The sequence below is a fragment of the Clostridium lapidicellarium genome (genome assembly GCF_041224415.1).
Taxonomy (GTDB): domain Bacteria; phylum Bacillota; class Clostridia; order Clostridiales; family Clostridiaceae; genus Clostridium_B; species Clostridium_B lapidicellarium.
The window spans coordinates 46,515-71,384 of sequence record NZ_JBGFFE010000016.1; the positions used below are offsets into that span (position 1 = coordinate 46,515).

Genomic DNA, 24,870 nt, shown 5'->3' on the forward strand with positions numbered 1-24,870 from the left:
GAGGCAATTTTTTTGTACTTTTTATTTATTGAATTCCATTTACATTTGAATTAATACCGTTTACATGTCATTTTTAACATTTCACATATTATTTGCTGAATTTAAAGAATATTCATGTTATAATGTCATTGACATATTATGTTAATAATTTATAGGGGGAATTCATATGAACTCATTAGTATTGGTAATCATAGGAGCTCTTGTATTAGTTCTGGGCTACAGATTTTACGGCTCCTGGATTGCGGCCAAAGTACTGGTTTTAGATGAAACCAGGGAAGTTCCGTCTAAAAAATTCGAGGACGGTCATGACTACGTTCCAACCAACAAATGGATACTTCTGGGCCATCACTTTGCCGCAATTGCAGGTGCAGGACCATTAATTGGGCCTGTACTGGCAGCCCAATTCGGCTACCTGCCCGGTGCACTGTGGATTTTAATAGGCGGTGTATTTGCTGGTGCCGTACACGATATGGTGATTCTATTTGCTTCAGTCAGACAAAACGGGGAATCCATTGCTGAAATTGCCAGAAAAAACCTGGGAAAAAGAATGGGTTTTATAACTTCTATTGCAGTCATATTTATACTTATAATAAGCTTGGCAGGTCTTGGACTCCCAGTTGTCAATTCACTCTACAACAGCCCCTGGGGTACTTTCACAGTTGGTTTTACCATTCCAGTAGCAATTTTCATAGGTATTTATCTTAGATTTATAAGGCCTGGTAAAATAGCTGAAGGTACCATTATAGGTATGGCACTCATCATTCTCGGAGTTGCCCTGGGACCTTTTATCCAGCACACGGCTATAGCTCCTTTCCTGACTTTCAACACCAAACAGATGTCAGTTATTCTAGCTGTATACGGTTTCTGCGCTGCAGTTCTTCCTGTATGGCTGCTGCTTCTCCCAAGAGATTACTTAAGCACATATATGAAACTGGGTGTTATAGCACTGCTGGTAGTAGGTATCATATTTGTCAGACCAACTCTCCAGATGCCGGCACTTACCAAATTCACAGCAGGCGGAGGACCTATTATTCCGGGGAAAGTGTTCCCATTCCTATTCATAACCATAGCCTGTGGTGCACTGTCGGGGTTCCATTCTCTCATAAGTTCCGGAACTACGCCCAAACTCATTTCAAATGAAAAGGATATACTGCCCATAGGTTTCGGTTCAATGCTCATAGAATCCTTTATAGCACTTATGGCACTGATAGCCGCAACCTGTCTTCCAACAGCCGATTACTTCGCCATAAACTCTGCACCAGCTGTATTGGCCAACCGTGGACTGATTCCAACAGAGCTACCCATGCTGTCACAGCTGGTGGGTGAAAACCTGGCAGGCACGCCTGCTGGGGACTTATCTCTTGCAGTAGGTATGTCCTATGTATTTTATAAAATACCAGGCATGGAGGGACTGATGTCCTACTGGTATCATTTCTGCATAATGTTTGAAGCGCTGTTCATCTTGACCACAATAGATGCAGGTACCAGAATAGGCAGATATCTGCTTCAGGATCTTTTCGGTAAAATATACAAGCCTTTCTCAAAGAGAAATTCCTGGGCAAATATAGTGTTTTTCAGCGTTCTTATGTCTTTTACCTGGGGATATTTGCTCTATACAGGCAATGTAAGCACCATCTGGCCAATGTTCGGCACTGCAAATCAGATGCTTGCAGCTATAGCTTTTGCTATTGGTACAACCATAATCATAAAAATGAAAAAACAAAAGTATGCTATGATAACCATAATACCTATGGTGGCCATATCCATAATAACCATTACAGCTGCTATCTCAAACGTATTTGGCAACTACCTGCCAAAAGGCGAGATGCTTTTAGCCGTACTTTCCATAGTACTTCTGGTACTGCTCGTAATCATAATATATGAGAGTGTCAAAGTGTGGATAAGGGATTTGAAGAATATAAAAGCTGCAAATAAAGACACTGTAATATAAAAATTAATCCACAATGTGGATAAGTTCTCTTCCGCATTGTGGATATTTATATCTGATTTATTCAAATAAATTCACTAAATTTTTGAACATGTTTTTGTTTCCCTTTATTTTCTGTTCATTGCCCAGAACACATATATTATTTTTACCCATTGCATCAGAAATAAGTTTTGAACATTTCCTTATATCCTCAACTTTGGTGTTTAGTATTTCTCTTCTCTCTTTTTGCAGATCTTCATAAGTTATGTGTTTTATATAATTCTCCACAGCACTTTCACCTTCCATGGAAGGTGAAAGTGGAAAATCCAAATTGGATATAGTTCCTATTATATATTTAACCATCTGTCTGTCATCTGCATTGAAATTTTCAAAGAATTTTCCAGCTTCATCATACACTTCAACGGTATTCTTCAAGTTTGGATCCCTATAGGATGTAAAAAACATATTTCCATTTCTCTGGAAGGAGGCAAAACTTCCATATGCACCGCCCTGAACTCTCACCTGATTCCACAGATATTCATAATTTGCTATGGATTTTAACACCTGCAAACATCCGCTGTAAGAATAACCAAGCTCTATATAATTATAAGCTTTAGCTACATATTGTATCTTGGAAGACGTCATAAGTCCTTCATTTTTAGCTTTCAAATCAAATTTATACGGGATTTTAGAAACACCGTTATTTTTAAATTCAGATAAAAGTTTCCCTGCACTGCTTTCAAAATTATCATAGTCATTTTTATCGCAAGTAACATTTAAAATCAAATTTTTACTGGTAAATATACTGCTGGCAACTTTTTCTAAATTTTGCCTTATTTCTTCCGTTTTACTTTCAAAATTATTTTCCAAATCAGATATGAATTTATAAAATTCCAGTCCGCTCAACATATCTTCATATTTACTTGCAGGTGAAAAATACGAGGATACGTGATTTGCAACCACTATATGACCTCTTTCAAAAATATTCATTTCAATTCTCGATTTAGTCTCTTGAATTATTTCCTTCAATCTCTTTTTTTCATCAAACCTGGTATAATTTATCACTTCATTTAATAAAGAAAGTAATTTTTCTAAATTATTTACAAGAACTTTTGACTTCACTATGAATTTAGGATAAAATTCCCTGCTGTCACCGTTCTTTGTAAAGGGCTGAGAATAATAATCTATTCCTCCAGTATATATATTTATTTCCTTTGACAGCTCATCATAATGATAATTCCTCGTACTTATTTTTCCGAGAACAGTACCTAAAAGTGATATATACGGAATAAGTTTCTCTTCTACTCCCCCCGTATCGAAATAAAGATTTATGTAATATATTCCATTGGTGGGCACAGGATAAAAGAGTGTCTTTATATTCTGTATCCTTTTCTCCACAAATTGAAGTTTTTTGGCATTGGGTTCTATATCCTCTATGGACAAAAGAGGTATCTTCATCAGATCCTCCCTGCTGTCTCGAGTCATCTGCCTTTTTTTCAACCTCGATGTATTTTGAATTATACCTTGAATTTCATCTTCTGAAAGACTGTTTTTAAAATTTCTCAGTTTTTTCTTCAATAATTCGTCTTTTTTTTCTTCAAGTCCTCTTTTAGGTTTAACTGTCAGTATGGAACTGTGACCATTTTTTAAAATATATCTGTCAATAAGGTTTTCAAAATAATTATTGTCCAGTTGAGATTTTATCTTGTTCAGTACGGGTTCATAGCCAAGATGAAGCCACGGCTTTCTGTCGTACAGCCATCCATCCATACATCTCATGCCATATATAAGCCCCTTTGGATATCCCTTATAATCCGCTTCTCTCAGCTGAAACTCCTTTATGTTTATGGATGCCTCCATCAACTCCCTGTCAACACCGTTATTTACAATATCTTTTAATGTATCTTCAACTATTTTTTGAAATCTGGCTTTTTCCCTTTCATTGGACCCTTTTACCACTATTCCAAACATGGGCTGAAGTATTCCGGATTCAAATACGCCAAATACATCTTTTCCTACCTTGGCATCAATCAAGGCCTTTTTAAGCGGGGAGTACGGAGTTTCCAAAAGCATATGCTCAAGTATATCAAAAGCCAGATACAATTCATTATCCACGGCTGTCCCAACAGAATAATTCAAACTTAAGAAGGTCTTATTTTCCTCTTTCTCAGCACTTGAAATAGGATATTCCGTTGTCACATCATTTCTATTCTGAAAGGGTCTTTGTTTCAGTACAGCAGAATCTATATATCTTTTAGTAAAATGACTCAAGTATTCACTATCCAAAAACTTAAGCTTTTCCTCTATATCCATATTACCATACAAATATATATAGCTGTTAGACGGATGATAATATTTACTGTGAAAATCCAGGAACTGCTGCTGGGTAAGCTGCGGTATTATATCCGGATCTCCCCCCGATTCCACTCCATATTGTGTATTCGGGTAAAGGGATTCAAGCATCTTTCTAAACAATATGGATTCCGGAGATGAGAAAGCTCCCTTCATTTCATTGTAAACCACACCTTTATAAGTTATATCATCCTCTTTACTGTTTAATTCATAGTGCCATCCTTCCTGCATCATTATTTCAGGATATTTATATATATTGGGATGAAAAACCGCATCAAGGTAAACATCCATAAGATTCTCGAAATCCCTGTCATTTACACTTGCAACCGGATACATGGTTTTATCAGGAAAAGTCATTGCATTCAAAAAAGTATTGAGAGAACCCTTTACCAATTCCACAAAGGGCTCTTTAACAGGAAATTTTTCCGAACCGCAGAGTACAGAATGTTCAAGTATATGGGGCACCCCCCTGCTGTCATCCGGCGGAGTCCTGAAACTTATAGAAAACACCTTGTTGTCGTCTTTATTTTTCAAGAAGAACAACCTCGCCCCGCTTTTTTCATGATAAAAAAGCATTCCAATAGAATTTATATCCTCCAATTTTTTCTGTTCCATCAACTTAAAGCCGCTGTAAGTTTTCCCTACTTGCATATAATTAATTCTCCTTTCTCTGTTTTTTAATCCAGCTTTCCAATTCATCATAACATCCAAGTGCTTCCCTATATCCTTGATTATACAATTCTATAAGCTTATACTTATTTTTTTCTATTCTTCTAACTCTCAAAGGCTTTTCAGGCCGGATTACAAAAGCATCTCCTTTTTTTCTGAGCCTCTCTATATAGCTTAAAGTAAGGTTATATCTTCTATACCTATTTATCATAGCTTCTACCAGCCCATTATATTCAGGATATATCTTTTTAGCCAGAAATTTCATTTTAAAAGGTTTTTTTATGTAATCTCTATTTCTAGTCAAAATAATTATATTTTTCCTATTACCATCCCTTATGGATTTTTTTATGGGAATAGGATCGGAAATCCCTCCATCAAGCAAATCCATCCCTTTAAATTTAACTATTGGAGCCATAAAAGGCAAACTGCTGGAAGCCCTTACCGCCTTAAATATTTCTTCTCCCCTGCATTTATCCTTTTCGAAATATACGGGTTTTCCACTGCGGCAATCCGTGGCACCAACTATGAACTTTTCTTTTGCATTGCTAAAAGCGTCTACGTCAAATATTTCTAATTTATTGGGTATTTCATTGAAGATAAAATCCGCCCCGAAAATTCCCTTTTTAAATATAAGATTTCTATAGCTCAAATACCTGGGATCATCTACATAGTTTATATTTATTTTCTTGTTTCTTCCCTTCTGTCTGGAAATATAGGAGCAAGCATTACAAGCCCCCATGGAAACTCCTATAATATAAGGTAAATATAAATTCTTTTCCATAAATAGATCAAGTACTCCGGCAGTATACAGGCCTCTCATTCCTCCGCCCTCTAAAACCAATCCTATGTTCTCCATTATCTTGCCCCTCTTTCACCTATATATTTATTATATTTCCCAGGTAAAATTTTATCATTAATATATTATTTTAACATATATAAATAACTTAGTGAAGATGCACAATTTAACTTTAAAAGCAATGGACACCACTAAATTTTTTAGCAGTGTCCATATATAATCCATGTAAAATCATGTCTATTTCAGTTTTAGCAAGAGTTCTCCGGTTTTAACCCTCTGTCCTTCTTTTACAAATATTCCTTCAACTGCTCCTGAAACATTGGCTGTAACATTTGTCTCCATTTTCATAGCCTCTATTACAATTAAATTCTGGCCCTCTTTAACTTCATCTCCAGTTTTCACAAGCACTTTAACAATATTTCCCGGTATACTTGCCCCTATTTCCTGGTCATTGTTGGGATCTGCCATTACAGACGAATTTTCCTGAACTGCAGCACCTCTGGAAAATGACTTATCCTTCATTCTTATGTCTCTCTTGTTACCATTTATCTCAAATACCAAGAATCTGTATCCTTCAGAGTCGGCTTCCGTGATCTCAAGAAGCTGTACATATAAACTGCGGCCTTCTCCTACTTCAACTTCACAAAGTTCACCTACGGAAAGTCCATAGAAAAATGTACTGCTCTCCATATGGCTGAGATCTCCAAACTCATCCACAAACTTCAGATAATCTTCAAATACGTCGGGGTAAAGAGCATAACTGATAATCTCTTTTTCATCAAATTTTCTCTTGTATTTCCCGCTCAAATAATCTTCTATCTTTGAGAAATCTTCAGGCGGCAAAAATTCTCCCGGTCTTCCGGCTAATGGTTTTTCCCCTTTCAATACAAGCTTCTGGAGCTTTTCAGGGAATCCTCCCATGGGTTGGCCCATCATGCCCTTAAAATAAGAAACTGTGGAGTCAGGGAAGTTTAAATTCTTTCCTTTTTCATATATATTCTTTTCGTCCAAATTGTTTTGCACCATGAATATGGCCAGATCGCCCACAACTTTTGAAGACGGAGTCACTTTAACTATGTTTCCAAGCATCTTGTTTACCCTGGTGTACATATTTTTTACATCCTCAAAACGATCTCCCAATCCAAAACTTTCAACCTGCGGTTTTAAATTGGAATACTGACCTCCTGGAATTTCGTATTTGTATATCTCAGCAGTGCTGGACTTGAGGCCCGATTCAAACTGACTGTATACCGGCCTCACATCCTGCCAATAATCTGACATTTTCTGGATATTATCCAAATCAAGTCCCGTATCTCTCTCTGTATGCTGTAATGCCGCTACCAAAGAGTTGAGTGACGGCTGGCTTGTAAGTCCCGACATACTACTGAAGGCGGTATCCACAACATCAACTCCTGCCTGAGAAGCCATAATAAGTGTAGCAACTCCATTTCCCGTAGTGTCATGGGTATGAAGGTGGATTGGTATGGATATTTCATTCTTAAGAGCTTTTATAAGCTTATACGCTGCATAAGGTTTCAAGAGAGAGGACATATCCTTTATTCCCAAAATGTGAGCACCGGCTTTTTCTATGCTTTTAGCCAGATCAACATAATATTTCAACGTATATTTATCTTTTTTGTCATCGAGGACATCTCCCGTATAACACATGCAGGCTTCGGCTATCTTACCCTGGTTTGCCACTTCATCTATGGCAACTTCCATACCTTTAAGCCAATTCAGGGAATCAAATATCCTAAATACATCAATACCTGATTTAGCAGACTGTTTTATAAATTCCCTTATGACATTGTCAGGATAATTCTTATATCCTACAGCATTTGCACCTCTCAGGAGCATTTGGAATAATATATTAGGTATTTTTTCTCTCAATTTCTCAAGTCTCTCCCATGGAGATTCCTTCAAAAATCTATAGGCTACATCAAATGTGGCTCCTCCCCACATTTCCATAGAAAACAGATCTTTGGTCAGCACGGACTGGGCATCTGCTATTTTTAGCATATCCCTGGTCCTCATTCTAGTAGCCATAAGAGACTGATGTGCATCCCTCATGGTAGTGTCCGTAATCAAAAGTTTCTTCTGGGATTTTATCCAATCCACAAGGCCATCCGGTCCCTTTTGATCCAATATCTGTTTGGTTCCTGACAAATTTGCTTCCTTTTTAACCTCCGGTACAACTGGAACATTGAAATCTGGTTTTTTGCCGTGAGTTTCGTTTATCACCTTTTCTCCTATAAATTTCATTATTCTCAGTTCTTCATCCGGCTTGGGCTTTATATCAAACAGTTCAGGGGTATCCTCTATGAAATTAGTGTCACATTGTCCTCTCCTGAACTTCTCACTGCTCAATACATTTATCAAGAATTGGGCATTTGTCTTTACTCCCGAGATAACAGTCTCTTTCAGGGAACGTATTGATTTTCTTATTGCATCTTCAAAAGTCCTAGACCATGATATATCTTTTACAAGCAGGCTGTCATAATAAGGACTTATAACCGCCCCCGTAAATCCGTTGCCGCCGTCAAGTCTTATTCCAAAACCGGATCCTGTCCTGTACATATCAATTCTTCCAGTGTCCGGTGCAAAATTATTAAGTGGATCTTCCGTAGTAACCCTGCACTGTATGGCATAACCATTTAATTTAATATCACTTTGAGAATTTATTCCTATTTCCTTTGAATTAAGTGGATAACCTTCTGCTATGAGTATCTGGGCCTGAACAATATCTATTCCCGTAACCATTTCACTTACTGTATGTTCCACTTGAATTCTCGTATTCATCTCTATAAAATAGTGATTTCCACTTTTGTCAACTAAAAACTCCAGTGTTCCCGCACTTCTATAACCTATACTTCTAGCAATTTTCAGTGCGTCTTCACATATTTCATTTCTCTTTTCCTTCGAAAGAGCTATGGCCGGAGTAAATTCTATTACCTTTTGATGTCTTCTCTGGATAGAACAATCTCTTTCATATAAATGAACCATGTTGCCATATTTATCACCAAGTACTTGAACTTCAATATGTTTGGGGTTTTCAATATATTTCTCTATGAATATGTCTCCGGATCCAAAGGCCTTTTGGGATTCGTTCTTTGCACTATTGTATGCGTCTATAAGCTCCTCTTCTTTTCTCACTATCCTCATGCCTCTGCCGCCGCCGCCAGCTGCTGCTTTAATCATAACCGGGTATCCGCAAAATCTTGCAGATTCCAGCGCTTCCTGCTCTGTCCGTATAGGTTTTTGAACCCCCGGTATTGTCGGTACTTTGACTTTCTTTGCGGCGATTTTTGATTTTATTTTATCACCAAGCATTTCCATCATATTTGAAGTAGGCCCGATAAATTCTATACCTGTTTCTTCACATTTTCTCGCGAATTCAGGATTTTCTGCAAGGAATCCATATCCAGGATGTATTGCATCTGCATTCTTCTCCAATGCTACATTTATTATCTCGTCAATATCCAGGTATGCTCCCACAGGATCTTTGTCTTTTCCTATCAAATAGGACTCGTCAGCTTTAGTTCTAAAAAGAGATCTTTTATCTTCATTAGAATATATAGCTATAGTAGTTATTCCTAATTCTTGACAGGCTCTGATTATTCTTATGGCAATTTCTCCTCTATTTGCCACAAGCACTCTTTTAAATTTTCTCATAGATCACTCATCCCCCTTAATAAAAATTAAAAATGCTGCATATTTATTAATTTATATAGTTAAATCTAAATGACATAACACTATTATATATAAGTAACAAAATTATTTCAATTGAATTTTATTTATTTTTTGTATTCATTTATTAAATTCATTTAAACTACATATAATAAATATTTCATCATAGATACTTCTATTTACAGGAAAACTCCTTTTCCCCCATAAACCGAGTACCGCCCTGCAATTTCTATAAGTTCAAAAAATCAATATCAATACAAATCATTATATATCCTACTAATACTTTTGTAAATAGTATATTACATATATTATTTATGTTACCTTATACTATGATAAAATATCCAATAGTATGTCACATTAGTAACTCCGCCTCCCTTTGGTCCGGCGGAGTAAGCGACTCGCACCAAATCCAAGATTTGGGCTCCCAACCTAGGTAACTCCACCTCCCTTTGGTCCGGCGGAGTAAGCGACTCGCACCAAATCCAAGATTTGGGCTCCCAACCTAGGTAACTCCACCTCCCTTTGGTCCGGCGGAGTAAGCGACTCGCACCAAATCCAAGCTTTGGGCTCCCAACCTTCGTAACTCCACCTCCCTTTGGTCCGGCGGTGTAAGCGACTCGCACCAAATCCAAGCTTTGGGCTCCCAACCTTCGTAACTCCACCTCCCTTTGGTCCGGCGGAGTAAGCGACTCGCACCAAATCCAAGATTTGGGCTCCCTGCTTATCTTTCTCCCAATTTTAAATTGGGAACTGCATTTAGACTCAGCGGGCTGGTAACACCTTTCATATACTCAAAATAAGCGGCACTCCCTATCATGGCTGCATTGTCGGTACAGAGTACAAAATCGGGAAACATCACATTTATGTCATTGTCATGCCCTCTCCCAATCAAAGTATCCCTGAGACATGTATTGGCCGCCACTCCTCCTGCTACAGCCATTTTGTCAGCGTGTTTCAACTTACACGCCTTCATTGAATTGTCAACTAAAACGCTGACAACAGCTTTTTGAAAGGAAGCCGCCACATCTGCCCTGTTTATGGATTCTCCCTTCATTTTTTTCTGATTCAGATAATTCAGCACAGAAGATTTTAATCCGCTGAAAGAAAAATCAAGAGAACTGCTGTCATGAAAATTGGCCCTGGGGAATTGAATAATATCCGGATTGCCTTTCTTGGCCAGCTTATCGATTTTTGGGCCCCCAGGATATCCAAGTCCAATGGCCCTTGCCACTTTGTCGTAGGCTTCTCCCGCAGCATCATCCCTGGTTTGGCCCATAACTTCAAATTTCCCATAATCTTTCATATAAACCAAATAGGTATGACCTCCAGATACTATCAGGCAGACAAAAGGCGGCCTTAAATTCTTATACTGTATAAAATTAGCACTTACATGACCCTCTATGTGATTCACTCCAATCATAGGCTTATGAAGGGCATAGGAAAGTCCCTTCGCATATTGGAGTCCCACAAGAAGTGCGCCTACAAGCCCCGGCCCATATGTAACCCCCACAGCATCTATGTCACTGAGATTTACCTTAGCCTCTTCCAGTGCCTCTTTTACCACTATGCTTATAACTTCTATATGTTTTCTTGACGCCACTTCCGGTACTACGCCGCCAAATTTTTTGTGAATATTTATCTGTGAAGATATTATATTGGACAGTACTTGTCTTCCATTAACTACAACAGCTGCAGAAGTTTCATCACAGCTGCTTTCAATACCTAATATTTTCATATCTCTATACATAATTGCTTCTTTACCTTTCATTTAAATTATTTCAAACATTTATCCAACCTAAGAATCACTTGATATCTATTTCTTTGAATTATACTACTTATCTTTTTCATAGTATAGTAGGATCTCATTAAGAGCACAATGACACTGCACTTATCCGCTGTGATATAATAAGTAATATACCGACTTAAAACTGATAAGGAGTAAAAACTTATGGATAAATCCTACGCTAAAATCATAGTAAAAGGTTCTCCCATAACCAAATCAAATTTTAAATTGTTCAATGTGAAAGGGAGGGCCATATTGCCTTATAATTCAGGTAAATACCATGACAGGTATGCAGTATATGAAGAACAGATAGCCTATGAATGCAGGAGTCAAAATCCTGGAACAGTTATATCGGAATCTCTGATAGCCATATTAAAGGTGTATTACAAAAGCAGGAAAAGGCATCCTGACACCAGCAATATAACCAAAAGTATTTTCGATGGGATTGAAAAAAGCGGCCTCATAATAAACGACGCCCAAATCCGCAAAATAGTTACAGAAGAATTCTACGACAGAGAAAATCCGAGGTTTGAACTAGAGTTGTTCGGTGAAAGCTATTACAATTTAAAATACATCGTTTCCAGAAACGATCCTATAAAGGAAAAGATAAATTATTCACCTCCTCCAAACAGGAAAAAAATTCATAAAAGCATTGTGAAACCACAAAACTGCGGGAAAAAATCTTCATCGCCCAAATGCCAAATTTGTGGGAAACCCCTTCAAAGAGATGAAATAATATCTGCAAACAACGGTAAAACTCTGATATGTAAAGATTGTTTTAACAAGCTATTCAAATAGATATTAAAACCGTACCGGGACTTATGTAAATCAAACCTGGGTACGGCTTTTTTCCTAAAATATTACTGCATGTATTATTCCTTAAAAAAATTATCGATTATTTTTTCCGCCATTCTCTTTTCAATATTGGCTTTTACCACAAGCATGATCACGATCATTATAAGATCATTTAAGTTTTCTTCTGGGCTTTTATCACAATTTTCGTTCAAAATGCCTTTCTTTTCAATATTATTTTTAAAGCTGTCCGCAAAAGCTTTTACCTCGCCGTCCTCTATTTTCAAAAAGGTTTTATAAATATCATTTAAATTTTCCCCACTGCTCTTACCTGACATTATAGAGTTTACTATAGGTGAAAATAAACTTTGAATATCGCTTATGGACAATATCTGTTTCAGATAATAAATCAATATGATCAAAATCATATGCTGTTTAGAATATTTCTTCTTTTTAGGAGGCATGAGTATACCTGCTTTAGTATAATTATTTATCATCGTTTTAGTAATAGTCCTGTCTTTTTTATTTCTCTTCAAATATCCCAATTTATCTTCAATAAATGTAGTAACCTGATCCATGTACAGATCTATATCCGGTATGCTTTCAAATTTTAACTGTGTAAAATTTTCAAGTTCCTCTATCAATTCTTCCAATGTATTTTTAACCACATCAAATCCTCCTACTTAACAAAATAAGCAATCAAACATCACAGGCATATAAAATTCATTTTACACATATTATTATACCATATATAAAAAAGGTGCAGAAAATTTCCGCACCCTTTAAACTATGCAGTTTTATTATCCGCCCTTCTAACTTTCTTGGTAGCTACGATGTTCACACCTGAACCCACTGCATTTTTCAGTACAACATCTCCTATATTTACAGGGGCTTTAACCACTACTCCCTTCAATTCCTTTATACATTCAAATATTTTTCCCTTTGGTATGTCTCTTTCTGTTTTCACAGGTACAACATCTATTTCTCCACCTTCTACATATACAGAAGAAGTAACTATCCTGGTTGGATTGGTGCATTCTTTCTTGCCGTATTCTTTTCCCCTATTGCAGGTATTCCCTGTAACTTCTATTACTTTATTCCCCTCCAATTTAACCAGGAGCTGGCATCCCATGGGACAGCCTATGCAGGTTAATCTTCTTTCATTCATAAGATCACTTCCCTTCTACTTTCACGGTTATTGTCTTACAATTTGGATATTTGTCTAAAAGTTTTCTGGTAAGTTTTACATCCTGCATTTCTCCGGGTGTAAGTATCCTCTTTTTTATATGCATTTCCCTGACATCATCAAAATATACAGATATAAAACTATCTTTAAACACATTTCCAACTCTGAATCTAATATCTATGAATTTTTCCACATTCTCAGGATTAATATACTGTGGAACTGTATACCTAACTCCATCTACAGCCAAAACCTCTATCTTATTACCGTCAAATCTCTTCCCTTTTACATATTTAGCGGCACTTTTCCCCGCGTTCACACTCTCCATTGTAACATTGTCAACTAAATCATGAACATGAAGCACATTCCCGCAGGCAAACATTCCATCTATATTGGTTTCCAAACTTTCATCCACAACGGGTCCCCCGGTTATATTCGATAATTTCACTTCAGCTTTTCTTGAAAGTTCATTTTCAGGCAGCAATCCAACAGACAAAAGCAAGGTATCACAAGGTATATACTCCTCAGTACCCTTAACGGGTTTTCTGTTTTTATCCACTTTGGCAATGGTCACGCCTTCCACTCTTTCCTTTCCCTTTATATTTACCACCGTATGGCTCAGTTTGAGCGGAATATTAAAATCATCAAGACACTGCACTATATTCCTCTTAAGCCCGCTGGAATAAGGCAAAAGTTCCACTACAGCCTTAACCTTGGCACCTTCAAGTGTCATTCTTCTGGCCATTATGAGCCCTATATCGCCGGAACCCAGAATAACCACTTCTTTGCCCGGCATATATCCTTCCACATTTACAAATTTCTGGGCGGAACCGGCTGTATATATACCTGCGCACCTGCTTCCAGGTATATTTATTGCACCTCTCGGTCTTTCCCTGCACCCCATGGACAGGATTATGGATTTAGCTTTTATCTCCAGTATGCCATCTTCTTCGTTTACCGCCGTTATAACTTTGTCTTTGCTGAGATCCAGCACCATAGTATTCAATTTATATGGAATATCCATGGATTTCACTTTGTCTATGAACCTCTGTGCATATTCGGGTCCCGTAAGCTCCTCCTTGAAAATATGGAGTCCAAATCCATTGTGAATACACTGGTTCAGTATGCCGCCGAGTTGATTTTCCCTTTCAAGTATCAATATATTATCTATGCCTTCTTCTTTCACTGACACGGCTGCTGCAAGCCCTGCAGGACCGCCGCCTATTATTACCACGTCATATTCTTGCATATTCAAGACCTCCTCATTATTCAATTGACAATTTACAGTGGACAATTGATAATTGTAAATTGTCAACTGTCAATTGTTAGTTATTATCTGGTCTATATTCAGGCCGGTACATTCTCCTTATCTTTTCCCACCAACAAGTTCGAATCTTTCCCTGACTTAGTTACTTCTTCAGGTGAAATATTGAGTTCCCGTGCCAGAATCTGAACTACTCTAGGGCCGCAAAAACCACCCTGGCATCTTCCCATTCCTGCCCTGGTCCTCTTTTTTACTCCATCTACACTTCTTGCTCCAAGCGGCCTCTTTATAGCATTTACTATTTCACCTTCAGTAACAGTTTCACACCTGCATATTATTCTGCCATATTTAGGATCTTCGGCAATGAGCTTTTTTCTCTCCTCATTGGTCATCTCTCTAAATTTAGGTATTCCCTTTCTTATAGGGTTGAACTCACTGTTTTTCCCGGGCTTTAATTTATCAATTATGATATCCCTGATAACAGCTGCTATGGCGGGTGAACTTGACAGTCCCGGAGATTCAATGCCTGCTGCATTTATAAAGTTTTCAGCATCTTCAGCTTCACCAATCACGAAATCACCCGTACCATGAGCCCTCAGTCCTGAAAATGATGTTATAACCTGCCTCATAGGCAATTTTTTTACGCTGAGAGATGCTTTGGAAATTATAAAATTCAGACCTTTATCCGTAGTATTCAAATCTTCCTTATCATCTATGTCCTCCGCATCAGGACCTATTAAAAGATTCCCATCCACTGTAGGGGTGACCAGAACTCCCTTGCCCAATTTAGTGGGCAGTTGAAATATGATCCTGGAAACGATATCTCCAACTGATTTGTCAAAAAGACAATATTCACCTTTTCTTGGAATTATATTCAGTTTTTTATCACTTACCATATTATTTATCTCATCTGAAAATACCCCTGCTGCATTGACCACAATTTTACTTTCCACATCACCCCTGTCAGTTTTTATCAAGTATCTTCCACTGTTTTTTACTATGGAAGTCACTCTGGTATTCAACTTAAACTTCACTCCATTTGTAAATGCATTTTCCGCCAGTGCAATGGTCATCTCATAGGGACAGACTATTCCGCCGGTAGGGGCGTAAAGTGCAGCTTCCACATTGTCCGACAGGTTAGGTTCCATTTTCTTTACTTTATCCTCATCCAGTATTTCAAGGCCTGGGACGCCATTTTCAATTCCCTGTTTTTTTAATTTTTCAAGATTTTCAATCCCGCTCTTTTCAAAACAAACTACCAGCGAACCTATCCTTTTAAAAGGAAAATCCAGCTCCTCGGAAAGTTTATCGAACATCTTATTTCCTTCGGAATTCAACCTGCCCTTCAAAGTACCCGGTTTGGCATCAAAGCCCGCATGAACTATGGCACTATTTGCTTTACTGGTTCCATTTCCTACATCAGGATCTTTTTCTATCACACATACATTAAGTCTATATTTACACAACTCTCTTGCTATGGAATTTCCAATAACTCCAGCCCCAATAATAGTTACATCAAACATAAGACAAATACCTCCTTATAAAATAATTCTTAGATTCAAATCGGATAAATTCAGTCAAAAAGAAAAAAAGAGCTAACCTTAAGACACATATGTCTTAAAATTTGGCTCTCTTTTTACTCTGCCTTTTATTATATATTCTATTATACAGTTTTAGTTTATCATACAAATAACCAACATTCAATATCAATTTTTTACTTATAGGCTATATTTTTTTCTTTGGGGGATCTGTATTTATATGCCATAAAATAAGACATTGCCACCAATACAACTCCCCCCACTATATTTCCAAGAGTTACAGGTATTAAATTGTGTACGACTCCCATTCCATTTATTATCTTATCCTGGGACAGTCCCGAAGCCAGGACAAAGGACGGATTGGACTTTGCAAAGATTCCCGCCATTAAAAAATACATATTGGCAACACAGTGTTCAAAACCGCAGGTTACAAAAGTCATTATGGGAAACCATATTATCACTATCTTGCTTACTATGTCCTTGGCTGCAAAAGCTCCCCACACTGCAAGACATACCAAGAAATTGCACATTATTCCACTGCAAAAAGCAGTCCAGAATGGCAGTGAGGCTTTCATAGAAGCCGCCTTTATGACGGTCCCTCCCAATTTTCCGCTGCTCAATCCAAAGACACCTGCTTCAAATACCAAAAAAGCTATCAGTACCGAACCTACAAAATTAAATACATAAACAACTGCCCAATTTTTAAGCATCGGTCCAATATTTATTTCCTTCCCTGCCAAAGGTACCGCCATAAGACAATTCCCCGTAAAGAGTTCAGCACCACATATAACCACCAATATAAGTCCCACCGGGAAAACGGCGCCTCCTGCAAATTTTGCAAGTCCAACATTGGTTATACTGTGGGATACAACTGCCGAAACAACTCCACCTACTGCAATAAACGCCCCTGCCAGCGTTCCAAGTATGGCTTCCTGCGAAAATCTCAAATTTGCCTTTGTACATCCGGCTCCTATTGCAGCATCACATATTTCACTGGGTTTTAACATATTGCTTTCCATATAACATTCCCCCTATTACAAAAAAGCCAGTTTAATTACAGACCCAATAGCTACATCCCCAATTACCGCTAAATCCTCTGCCGTAAAATAAAAAAGCACATTCTTGTTAAAAAGTATTTGAGAAGATGGTGGAAATTCTTCATCACCTTCCCAGATTGCAAAAATTATATATATATTATTTAAAAATTGGAATTTATAGGCAGCATCACCCATGTTTACCTTCTCCGCTCCCAATTTCTCAAATGCATTTCTGAATTTTTCAATATCACCGCCAAATTTCCTGGATAAACGTAAAATACACCTCCCGTAGAAATTATTATAATATACATTTCCCCCGTTTATTTCCCTGTAGGTAATATATTTATCCGACGGCTTAACACCCCTGCCGTGAATCAAATACCTCAAGATCAAGGTCTTAGGAGGATAGGACTCAATCTCCGTACCGTTTTTACTGTATACATCCCCGGAGGGATATTTCACTGTCAGATCCTGTCCCATTAACTTCACGGATATTTCTCCTGCATCTTTATTAAAAGTACACCCTGTATTTTCAGCCATTTCCCCGGGATCAAAATTCTTAAATAAATTCCTGTAATGATCATAGGGTATTTTATCTTTTCTGTTCTTATCCGCATTAATCCTACTATCCATAAGGTTCCACCCCTCTTGATCAATAATTTAGATAAACTTTATTTTGAAAGTATATCCCAAATAAAGTTTATCTAAAATTTAAACAGTAAAGTCTATAAGTGTTCTCCTGCTTTCTGCAGCATATCATCAGCCTGCTCCATAAATCTCACTGCTTTTTCAATAAACTGTGAGGTTTCAATCTTGCCCATATCCCTGGATTTACTCACCCACTTTGAAAACCCCTCTTCATGGGATTTGTTATGTTCTATCCAGTGGCCCAACAATATTTTCAAAGTTCTTTCCTCTTTTTCACCTTCACCATTTAACGTGTCCTTTTTATTCATTGTAAACCTCCTCCACACCAGATTAAGATTACACAGCCTTCTCTATAACTATCTTATTTTTTAAAAGATCTACCTCTTTCAACATTCCATCCACCATTTTCTCTTCTCCCAGGATATCTGTCAGAAACAGCCTGCCGCCTTCCTCGGGAATTATATTCACTACATAATCCATAACCTTACTCTCGCCCTCAGGTGTTACTAAATACGCCGTGGATTCACACATCATCAATTACCTCCCTTTTAACTTGACATATAAATTTCATTAAATTTTTTGTTAAGCTAAGTATACTCTTCTAAACAGACTTATTAAAGCATTTTTTAACAGTAGGAAATTTATCTATATCCGTATGAGGTAAAAAACAGGCAGATACAAATTCATCCATGTATTTCGGTTCAACGCTGAGTTCCACATAGGTCATACTATTTGCTATCTGCTCTAGTTTATGTCTTGCATCTTCACTCATAAGGGTCAAATAGCACCCCATAAGGGAACTATTTCCAATATAATGGATTTTACTCTGGTCTATATCCGGAAGCATTCCTATTTTTACAGCATTATCTATATTCAAACTATTTCCTATGCCGCCTGCTATATATATCCTGTCAATATCGGTAAAATCCATAGACAGATTATTCAAAAGTGTAGTAATTCCAGAATATATAGCTGCTTTTGCCCTTATGAAGCTATCTATATCCACTTCCGTTATGCCAATATTCCGTTCCAAGTTATATTGATCTTTAAATGCCAGGATATATTCCCCAATTCCATGCTCGTCAAACCTAATTCTATTGGTATCCAAACCCTTTACTATTTTCCCCTTCCTGTCTATGATTCCGGCAAACATCATTTCACATATGAGATCTATGATACCAGATCCGCATATCCCCAAAGGTTTCTCGTTCCCGATAACACCCAAAGTAGGCTCATAGTTCCCGTCAATGCTCACTTTTTCAACAGCGCCGCCGGATGCTCTCATGCCGCAGCTTATCTCTCCACCTTCAAAAGCAGGTCCGGCAGAGCAGGCACAAGTCATAAGATATTCACTGTTTCCAAATACTATCTCTCCATTGGTACCCAAATCTATAAAGAGTACATTTTCCTCACTATTCCACATCCCCGAAGACAGTACTCCCGAGGATATATCACCGCCTACATAACTTGCCACACAAGGTACCAGGTATATAAATGTTTCCGGGTTGACTTCTATATCAAGTTCTGAAGCTTTTATAAAGGGTGTTTTCACAAAAGCAGGTATATAGGGTTCCATTCTTAAAAAATTCGGATACACTCCCAGGAAAAGGTGGGACATAGTAGTGTTGCCTGCCGCAACAAACGACACTACCTGATCCCTTGATATTCCAGAATCCCTATACATTTTATCGAGCAGAGGGTTTATGGTTTCCTGTATTACGGCATAATTCAGTTCTTGAAGGCCGCTGCCTTTGGTAGAGTATATTATCCTGTTTATGACATCCGCACCATACTTTATCTGGGCATTTCCCGAAGAAGCCCTTGCCATCAATTCACCGTTGTACAAATTCACCAAGCAGGCCGCTACGGAAGTTGTTCCTATATCCACTGCAGCTCCATAAAGTTCCCTGGTTTTATCTCCCTCTTCTACATTGATGATTGTAGTCTTTTCATTTCCCCTGGGTATATGGGTTATGGTAATTTTAAAATTTGCTTTTCTTAAGAGTTTAGGTATTTTTCTCAATATGGGAAGCCTGCAAAATACACTGCTGTAGTTCAGCTGCTTTCTTATATGTCTTTTCAGCCTTTCAAAATCAGATATATTATCATCCAAGGTGGGCGGATCCATTTCCAGATACTCTTTTTTTACATATGTGCCAAATTTCATTCCGCTCTCCAGCATGCGCTTTTTGGAACTCTGAAATATGTCTTTTTCCCTATTTCCGGAAAAATCTTCTATTTTCATCCCATGCATTGAAGATGACTCAGTTTCAGGTACTTCTACAGTTGAATCAGCTTCGATAATACTTTGGCAGGCAAGAATATATCCGTCTTTTTCCTCTTCTTCAGTAATATATCTGCTGTTTTTTGAAACTATATTTCCATTGATTTTCTTAACCTTGCATTTTCCACAAGCCCCGCTCCCGTTACAAGGAGTGTCCATGAATATACCAGCTTTTCTCACAGCTTCCAGAAGGTTTTCCCCCTTTGGAACTTCTATTTCCCTGTTATAGGGAATAAATTTTATCTTCACCATGTTTTGCAATACCTCCCTTAATAAAAGCAGCAAATTATTAATCTAATTTTGATTCATATGCAGAGGAGCTAAGCAGATCTTCAATTTCACTTTTATCCTCTATCTTTATTTTTATTATCCATGCCCCGTAAGGATCTTCATTTATATATTCAGGTTCATCGTCTAACTTTTCGTTGATTTCAACCACCTTGCCGGACAGCGGAGATATCGTATCCGATGCATTTTTAGATGATTCAACCACTCCAAAAGAACTTCCCTTTGTAACTTCATCCCCTATCTCCGGCATTTCCACAAACAATATTTCACCCAGCTGATCCTGGGCAAAATCACTTATACCTATAAGCGCCGTATCATCTTCTACTTTTGCCCAGGTATGATCCTCACTGTAATACAGCTCTTTCGGAAAATTCATAAATACCACCTCTTTCTCCAATATATTTTACTATCCATGTTATAAAAATTACATTATAGGATCCATAGTAAGTGCAGGATGCTCCTTCTCTTCCAGGAATTTTAAAACATCATCAGATTCAACAGCTATGGTTTCATCACATATTCTATCTGCAAAATTATCTATATCATACAATTCCTTGGCCGTTTTATTCAGCTTTTCCGTTACAAAATCCTTCAATTCTTTCGGCATCCAAACTATTCTGGCAATTCCTCCTTCAGCTTTCATAAATTTCTTTGAAGATATGAAAGTCCTTCCATGTCCCATAAAGCCTGGAGTCTGAACTCCACCACCCGTCATGGAGGCCAGTTCACCAAAAGTCATTCCAAGAGGTGTCATTGCGGCATATTCCCTATTTACTATCACAACACCATTGGCCTCCGGCATTATACCCGTAATACATTCAAAACATCCGCAGGAAGTCATAGGATCCTGTAAAATACTATATAATGTAACATTATTTACAGCACCTTGAGATATTTTTGAAACAGTTTCATTTACTTTTTCCCAGACACCTGCATTCTCGTCAATCAAACCCTCTTTAGGTACTGCCTGGCAGGGTCCTGTCGGGTTCAATTCAAGGGTGGCCTTGGCATCCAGCCAGGAAACTGCACCACAGAGTCCGAGCCTTTCCGGTGTAATTATGCAAACATGGGCAGGTGCAAAGGACTGGCACAAATTACAGGAATAGAAAGTATCAACTTTTTCATCCACCAAAGACTCAAGTCTTGCATCTCTCTCGGCATACCTCGGCATAGCATATTCTTTCTTCAATTTGGAAATTTTAGCGGTATCTGTAAATATAGTGACTTCACATTTATCAACAACAGAACCAAACTCATCCAGCATCTTGGCATATATCACTTCACCAAAATGCTTCAATCTGAATCCTTTTTCGTAGGCTTCCTTGCCTATCCTCACCCAGGTCAGATTTCTCTGTCCCACATGCATTACTCCTTCTATATAATTCAAGAAATAATGAATTCTTCTTTCAAGAACCGGTTCAAAGTCTTTTTGCATATTGGCTCCCCCTACTTTTACAAGCATCCCAAGGGGCATCCTTCCGGGTACTTTATCTATAGTATCTATATCAGGACCTATGAGCTCTATCTTATGATCCTCAATTTTTCCCGGATCCACATTCATTACCAATTCCCAGGATTCAGTTTTGCCTCCTCCAAATTCCGCAAACATGTCATTCTTTCTTATTCTCTCACCTTCAAAAGCTGCAGCAAAAGCAACCGGGATTGGTATTTCAGTTACCTTTATCTTTATTTTTCTAGCTTCCAAAGAGGTCTTTACAAATTTATCATAATCTTTTTGAGTCAGCAAAAGTGTAGGAACTTCAGGTACATCCTGATCGGTAATTACAGGAAATCCAAGTGCTATGGCCCCTGCTCCCGCAGAAATCACAAGTTCGCTCAAGGGTCCGAAAGCATTTACAAAAGCAGGTACTCTCTCCGCAGTATACTGCAGCATCTCCTTAAGTGCCCCACCTTTAATCCCTCCAAATATGAGTCCAGTTCTTATAGCTACAGTTACAACATGTATTACAGCAGTAACGTCATAGCCAAGGGGAATGACTCTAAGATCAAGTCCCATCTTAACTTTTCCCTCTACAGCCTGATCTATTACCTTCCCTACCAAAAATGTAAGCAGTCCTTTCGATTGATAGTCCTTTATGATCTTGGATGCAGTATCCACATCCGGACATTCTCCGAGTACAACTGCAACTCCGGGTATGTCTCCTGTAACAAGCGGTACTCCGAGAGATCGTATAATTGGATCCGAGATAAATCCAACACAGGGTTCAGTATAAGGGGTATCGGACAATGTGTATTTTACAGCTTCTATTATTTCTGCAGCTACAGCTGTCGCAAGTCCTGAATTTAGAGCCTTATCAAGGGTTTCTTCTTCTACTATGAGGCTTTTAACTATGTCAAGAGCTCCTTCTAATTCCCCTAAATTTGTTATCTTTTTCCCTGTGGCCGCAAAAATCACCGGAAGCGAATATGCAGTATCCGGGAAAGCTACCTTACAATCTCTGCCCTTTTCATCCACAGCTTTTTTAACCATGTCCTCAGCTGCTGCCAAAGCCTGTTTTGAACCAGTGAATATAGTTTGAAATAAATTCATTTTTAGCTCCTCCTATTTTTTTAATATTAAAAGATTATAGTTCCAGGTAGGAATCTGCATATAATACAGCCCCATTTATAACATCACAGGTTTTTATAGTCTCCATCAATCTCTTGTCACAAGGATTCATTATGGCAGAGGTAAGTCCGCTCTGTATTGCCATAGCTGCATAGGTTGAATCTATTATAGGCCTTATTTCCTTTGGTGCTCCATTGGACACATTGCTGAGCCCGCAGCAAGTTCTGAGTCCCATCTCGTTTATCAATTTAATGGCTTCCAATACTTCCTTCTGCTTATCCTGCATGCCCTTTATCACTAAAAACAACGGATCAAATAATAAATCAGTAGGCTCCATCCCCAGTTCCATAGCTTTTTCAAGCATTTCCGTACAATACGCTATTCTCTCATCATTATCCTTTGTAATTCCCTCTTTTGCACACAGTGCTATGCACATAGCGCCATATTTTGCGGCTAAATCTATATTCCCAATTCTCTCACCTGCATCTGCAGAGTTTATTATGGGCTTCCCCTTTTCCCTGTTATATACTTTAAGTCCTGCTTCAATTGCCTTTTTGTTCGTAGTATCAAGTGCCAGCGGAACATTATCAAATTCACTTTGAAGTGCTTTAACGGCCCACTGCATTATTTCCTCTCCGTCTTTTCCTGCAGGTCCTATGTTTAAGTCAAGGTAATCAGCTCCTGCATCCAGTTGTTCTTTAGCCCTTTTGAATATGGGCTCGGTATTTCTTTCTTCAATAGCTTTCCTGATTGTCGGAGATATACAGTGAATTCTTTCACCTATGATCATAAATTTGTCCATTATTATACGACCCCCTATTTTTTAGTATTTTCACATTCTCTTTTCATATATTTTCAGTTACTGGTCAAAAAATCTTCAGCCAGTAACTGTGCTGCCAAATGCTCGCTATTTTTCAGCCATTCCCTTTAACAACTTAGGAATATACATAGCCTCCGTAGTACCTACAACTACATTCCAATCTGGAAGGCTTTCTTCCAGTTCCCCCTTTAATACCGCAACTTTTCCGGGTATTATAAGAGTCCTATTTTTAGTCTTTTTCTCTATTCCGCTATTTTTTATGGCATCGGTTATCACACTGGCTGTAAACTTGCCTGCCGCCCAGGAAGTCAGCACCGAATACCCTCCTGCATCGGGAATGACCATCCAAACAGGTACTTTAGACCTTTCAACTTCCCCTGAAACTATAAAATAAGTCAGTGCAAAGTCAACAGTACACATTACAGGCGAATTCTCATCTGCATTATTTAATCCGTATACACCAACTTCCACCCTCATAGGTTTTTGAGGATCTGTAAATATATTTTGCCTGATCCCATAAAGGGGAAGCGCCCTGCAGTAATCCATATCACTTAAAACAAGTATTGAACCATATTTTAGAGTAAACAGCGTAGACAAAGTTACTTCCTGGAATTTATCCCCTTTAGCAAGTTCATTTAAAAACAATATGGACGGATATCCAAAAGTTCTATCTTCTCCCTGAAGATTGATCCTTCTTATTTGAACCGTATTTTCAAAAGTCTGTTTAATAGATTTGGAACCTGGATCCAAAACCAGATTTTTATACCCCAGTTTTTGAATATTTTCTACCAGCGTATATAATTCCTTCAAATCATCCGCTTTCACACCCAGGGGAATATTGTCCTGTTTTACAAGTGCTACCATATCTTTGAAATTATCTTTGTTAGCACCATAAGCCAGCGGATTTTCACTTTTCACCAGTTGAAGTGCCTCTTTCATAACTGCTGTGTCTTCACAGGCCAATATATAAGCCACTTTTAATCCACTTGATTTTACTTTGTTTATAAGTGCAAGATATTTATCCTTATCCGAAACATATTTCAAAACCACAAATTCGGTTTTCATCTCTTCGCCAATTCTAACATAGTTCATATCTTTCATATGCTGGATCTTGGTATCTATATCCGAATCTTCCATATTTTCCGATAAGAGTACCGCAAACCTGTTTCTATTTACGAAGGTCTTCTCATGCCTGAATAAAACAGTCTCACCACCTAGTTTGTATTCTGTATC

General features: G+C 38.0%; 19 protein-coding genes. 2 read left to right on the plus strand and 17 right to left on the minus strand.

Annotated elements, in window-relative coordinates; all coding sequences use genetic code 11:
• Positions 1-166 precede the first annotated feature (166 nt).
• Positions 167-1,951 (plus strand): carbon starvation CstA family protein, encoded by a 1,785-nt coding sequence (locus tag AB8S09_RS10990; RefSeq protein WP_369869112.1) that lies wholly within the window; start codon positions 167-169, stop codon positions 1,949-1,951.
• 57 nt (positions 1,952-2,008) lie between these two features.
• On the opposite strand, the gene AB8S09_RS10995 is transcribed toward AB8S09_RS10990, so the two are convergent.
• From AB8S09_RS10995 to tsaD, 4 genes are all read right to left on the minus strand, one after another.
• Positions 2,009-4,930, minus strand: a complete 2,922-nt coding sequence (locus tag AB8S09_RS10995) for an insulinase family protein (RefSeq protein ID WP_294180144.1) — start codon at positions 4,928-4,930, stop codon at positions 2,009-2,011.
• Between the two features lie 4 nt (positions 4,931-4,934).
• Positions 4,935-5,804: a patatin-like phospholipase family protein gene (locus AB8S09_RS11000; protein WP_294180142.1), complete on the minus strand. Its 870-nt coding sequence runs from the start codon at positions 5,802-5,804 to the stop codon at positions 4,935-4,937.
• A gap of 177 nt (positions 5,805-5,981) precedes the next feature.
• On the minus strand, positions 5,982-9,416 hold the full coding sequence (locus AB8S09_RS11005; protein ID WP_369869113.1) for a pyruvate carboxylase: 3,435 nt from the start codon (positions 9,414-9,416) through the stop codon (positions 5,982-5,984).
• A 736-nt stretch (positions 9,417-10,152) separates the two neighbouring features.
• A complete protein-coding gene (tsaD, locus tag AB8S09_RS11010) occupies positions 10,153-11,178 on the minus strand; it encodes a tRNA (adenosine(37)-N6)-threonylcarbamoyltransferase complex transferase subunit TsaD (RefSeq protein ID WP_369869120.1) in 1,026 nt (341 codons plus the stop codon).
• A 201-nt stretch (positions 11,179-11,379) separates the two neighbouring features.
• On the opposite strand from tsaD, the gene AB8S09_RS11015 reads away from it, so the two are divergent.
• Entirely contained in the window at positions 11,380-12,012 is a 633-nt protein-coding gene (locus AB8S09_RS11015; protein WP_294180138.1) for a RusA family crossover junction endodeoxyribonuclease, read from the plus strand.
• A 74-nt stretch (positions 12,013-12,086) separates the two neighbouring features.
• On the opposite strand, the gene AB8S09_RS11020 is transcribed toward AB8S09_RS11015, so the two are convergent.
• The 13 genes from AB8S09_RS11020 to acsC all read right to left on the minus strand — a co-directional run.
• Positions 12,087-12,674 carry a DUF1836 domain-containing protein gene (locus AB8S09_RS11020; RefSeq protein ID WP_294180136.1) on the minus strand — a complete coding sequence of 196 codons (588 nt, stop codon included), beginning with the start codon at positions 12,672-12,674 and terminating at the stop codon, positions 12,087-12,089.
• A 119-nt stretch (positions 12,675-12,793) separates the two neighbouring features.
• On the minus strand, positions 12,794-13,174 hold the full coding sequence (locus tag AB8S09_RS11025) for a DUF1667 domain-containing protein (RefSeq protein ID WP_294180135.1): 381 nt from the start codon (positions 13,172-13,174) through the stop codon (positions 12,794-12,796).
• Positions 13,175-13,178: 4 nt separating this feature from the next.
• Positions 13,179-14,438, minus strand: coding sequence for an NAD(P)/FAD-dependent oxidoreductase (locus AB8S09_RS11030; protein ID WP_294180134.1), 1,260 nt, complete (start codon positions 14,436-14,438; stop codon positions 13,179-13,181).
• A gap of 98 nt (positions 14,439-14,536) precedes the next feature.
• Positions 14,537-15,976: an NAD(P)/FAD-dependent oxidoreductase gene (locus AB8S09_RS11035; RefSeq protein WP_369869114.1), complete on the minus strand. Its 1,440-nt coding sequence runs from the start codon at positions 15,974-15,976 to the stop codon at positions 14,537-14,539.
• 191 nt (positions 15,977-16,167) lie between these two features.
• Positions 16,168-17,010 carry a formate/nitrite transporter family protein gene (locus AB8S09_RS11040; protein ID WP_294180130.1) on the minus strand — a complete coding sequence of 281 codons (843 nt, stop codon included), beginning with the start codon at positions 17,008-17,010 and terminating at the stop codon, positions 16,168-16,170.
• 15 nt (positions 17,011-17,025) lie between these two features.
• On the minus strand, positions 17,026-17,661 hold the full coding sequence (locus tag AB8S09_RS11045) for a DUF3786 domain-containing protein (protein ID WP_294180129.1): 636 nt from the start codon (positions 17,659-17,661) through the stop codon (positions 17,026-17,028).
• A 92-nt stretch (positions 17,662-17,753) separates the two neighbouring features.
• A complete protein-coding gene (locus AB8S09_RS11050) occupies positions 17,754-17,984 on the minus strand; it encodes a DUF8180 domain-containing protein (RefSeq protein WP_294180127.1) in 231 nt (76 codons plus the stop codon).
• 28 nt (positions 17,985-18,012) lie between these two features.
• Entirely contained in the window at positions 18,013-18,210 is a 198-nt protein-coding gene (locus AB8S09_RS11055; protein WP_367112671.1) for a CooT family nickel-binding protein, read from the minus strand.
• A gap of 67 nt (positions 18,211-18,277) precedes the next feature.
• The gene (acsV, locus tag AB8S09_RS11060; protein WP_369869115.1) at positions 18,278-20,212 is read right to left on the minus strand and encodes a corrinoid activation/regeneration protein AcsV; all 1,935 of its coding nucleotides are present in this window, start codon (positions 20,210-20,212) and stop codon (positions 18,278-18,280) included.
• A 37-nt stretch (positions 20,213-20,249) separates the two neighbouring features.
• On the minus strand, positions 20,250-20,624 hold the full coding sequence (gene gcvH / locus AB8S09_RS11065; protein WP_294180123.1) for a glycine cleavage system protein GcvH: 375 nt from the start codon (positions 20,622-20,624) through the stop codon (positions 20,250-20,252).
• Between the two features lie 48 nt (positions 20,625-20,672).
• A complete protein-coding gene (gene acsB, locus AB8S09_RS11070) occupies positions 20,673-22,799 on the minus strand; it encodes an acetyl-CoA decarbonylase/synthase complex subunit alpha/beta (protein WP_369869116.1) in 2,127 nt (708 codons plus the stop codon).
• 34 nt (positions 22,800-22,833) lie between these two features.
• The gene (gene acsE / locus AB8S09_RS11075; RefSeq protein ID WP_294180120.1) at positions 22,834-23,619 is read right to left on the minus strand and encodes a carbon monoxide dehydrogenase/acetyl-CoA synthase methytransferase subunit; all 786 of its coding nucleotides are present in this window, start codon (positions 23,617-23,619) and stop codon (positions 22,834-22,836) included.
• 105 nt (positions 23,620-23,724) lie between these two features.
• The coding region (gene acsC / locus AB8S09_RS11080; RefSeq protein ID WP_369869117.1) for an acetyl-CoA decarbonylase/synthase complex subunit gamma at positions 23,725-24,870 on the minus strand (1,146 nt) is incomplete at its 5' end.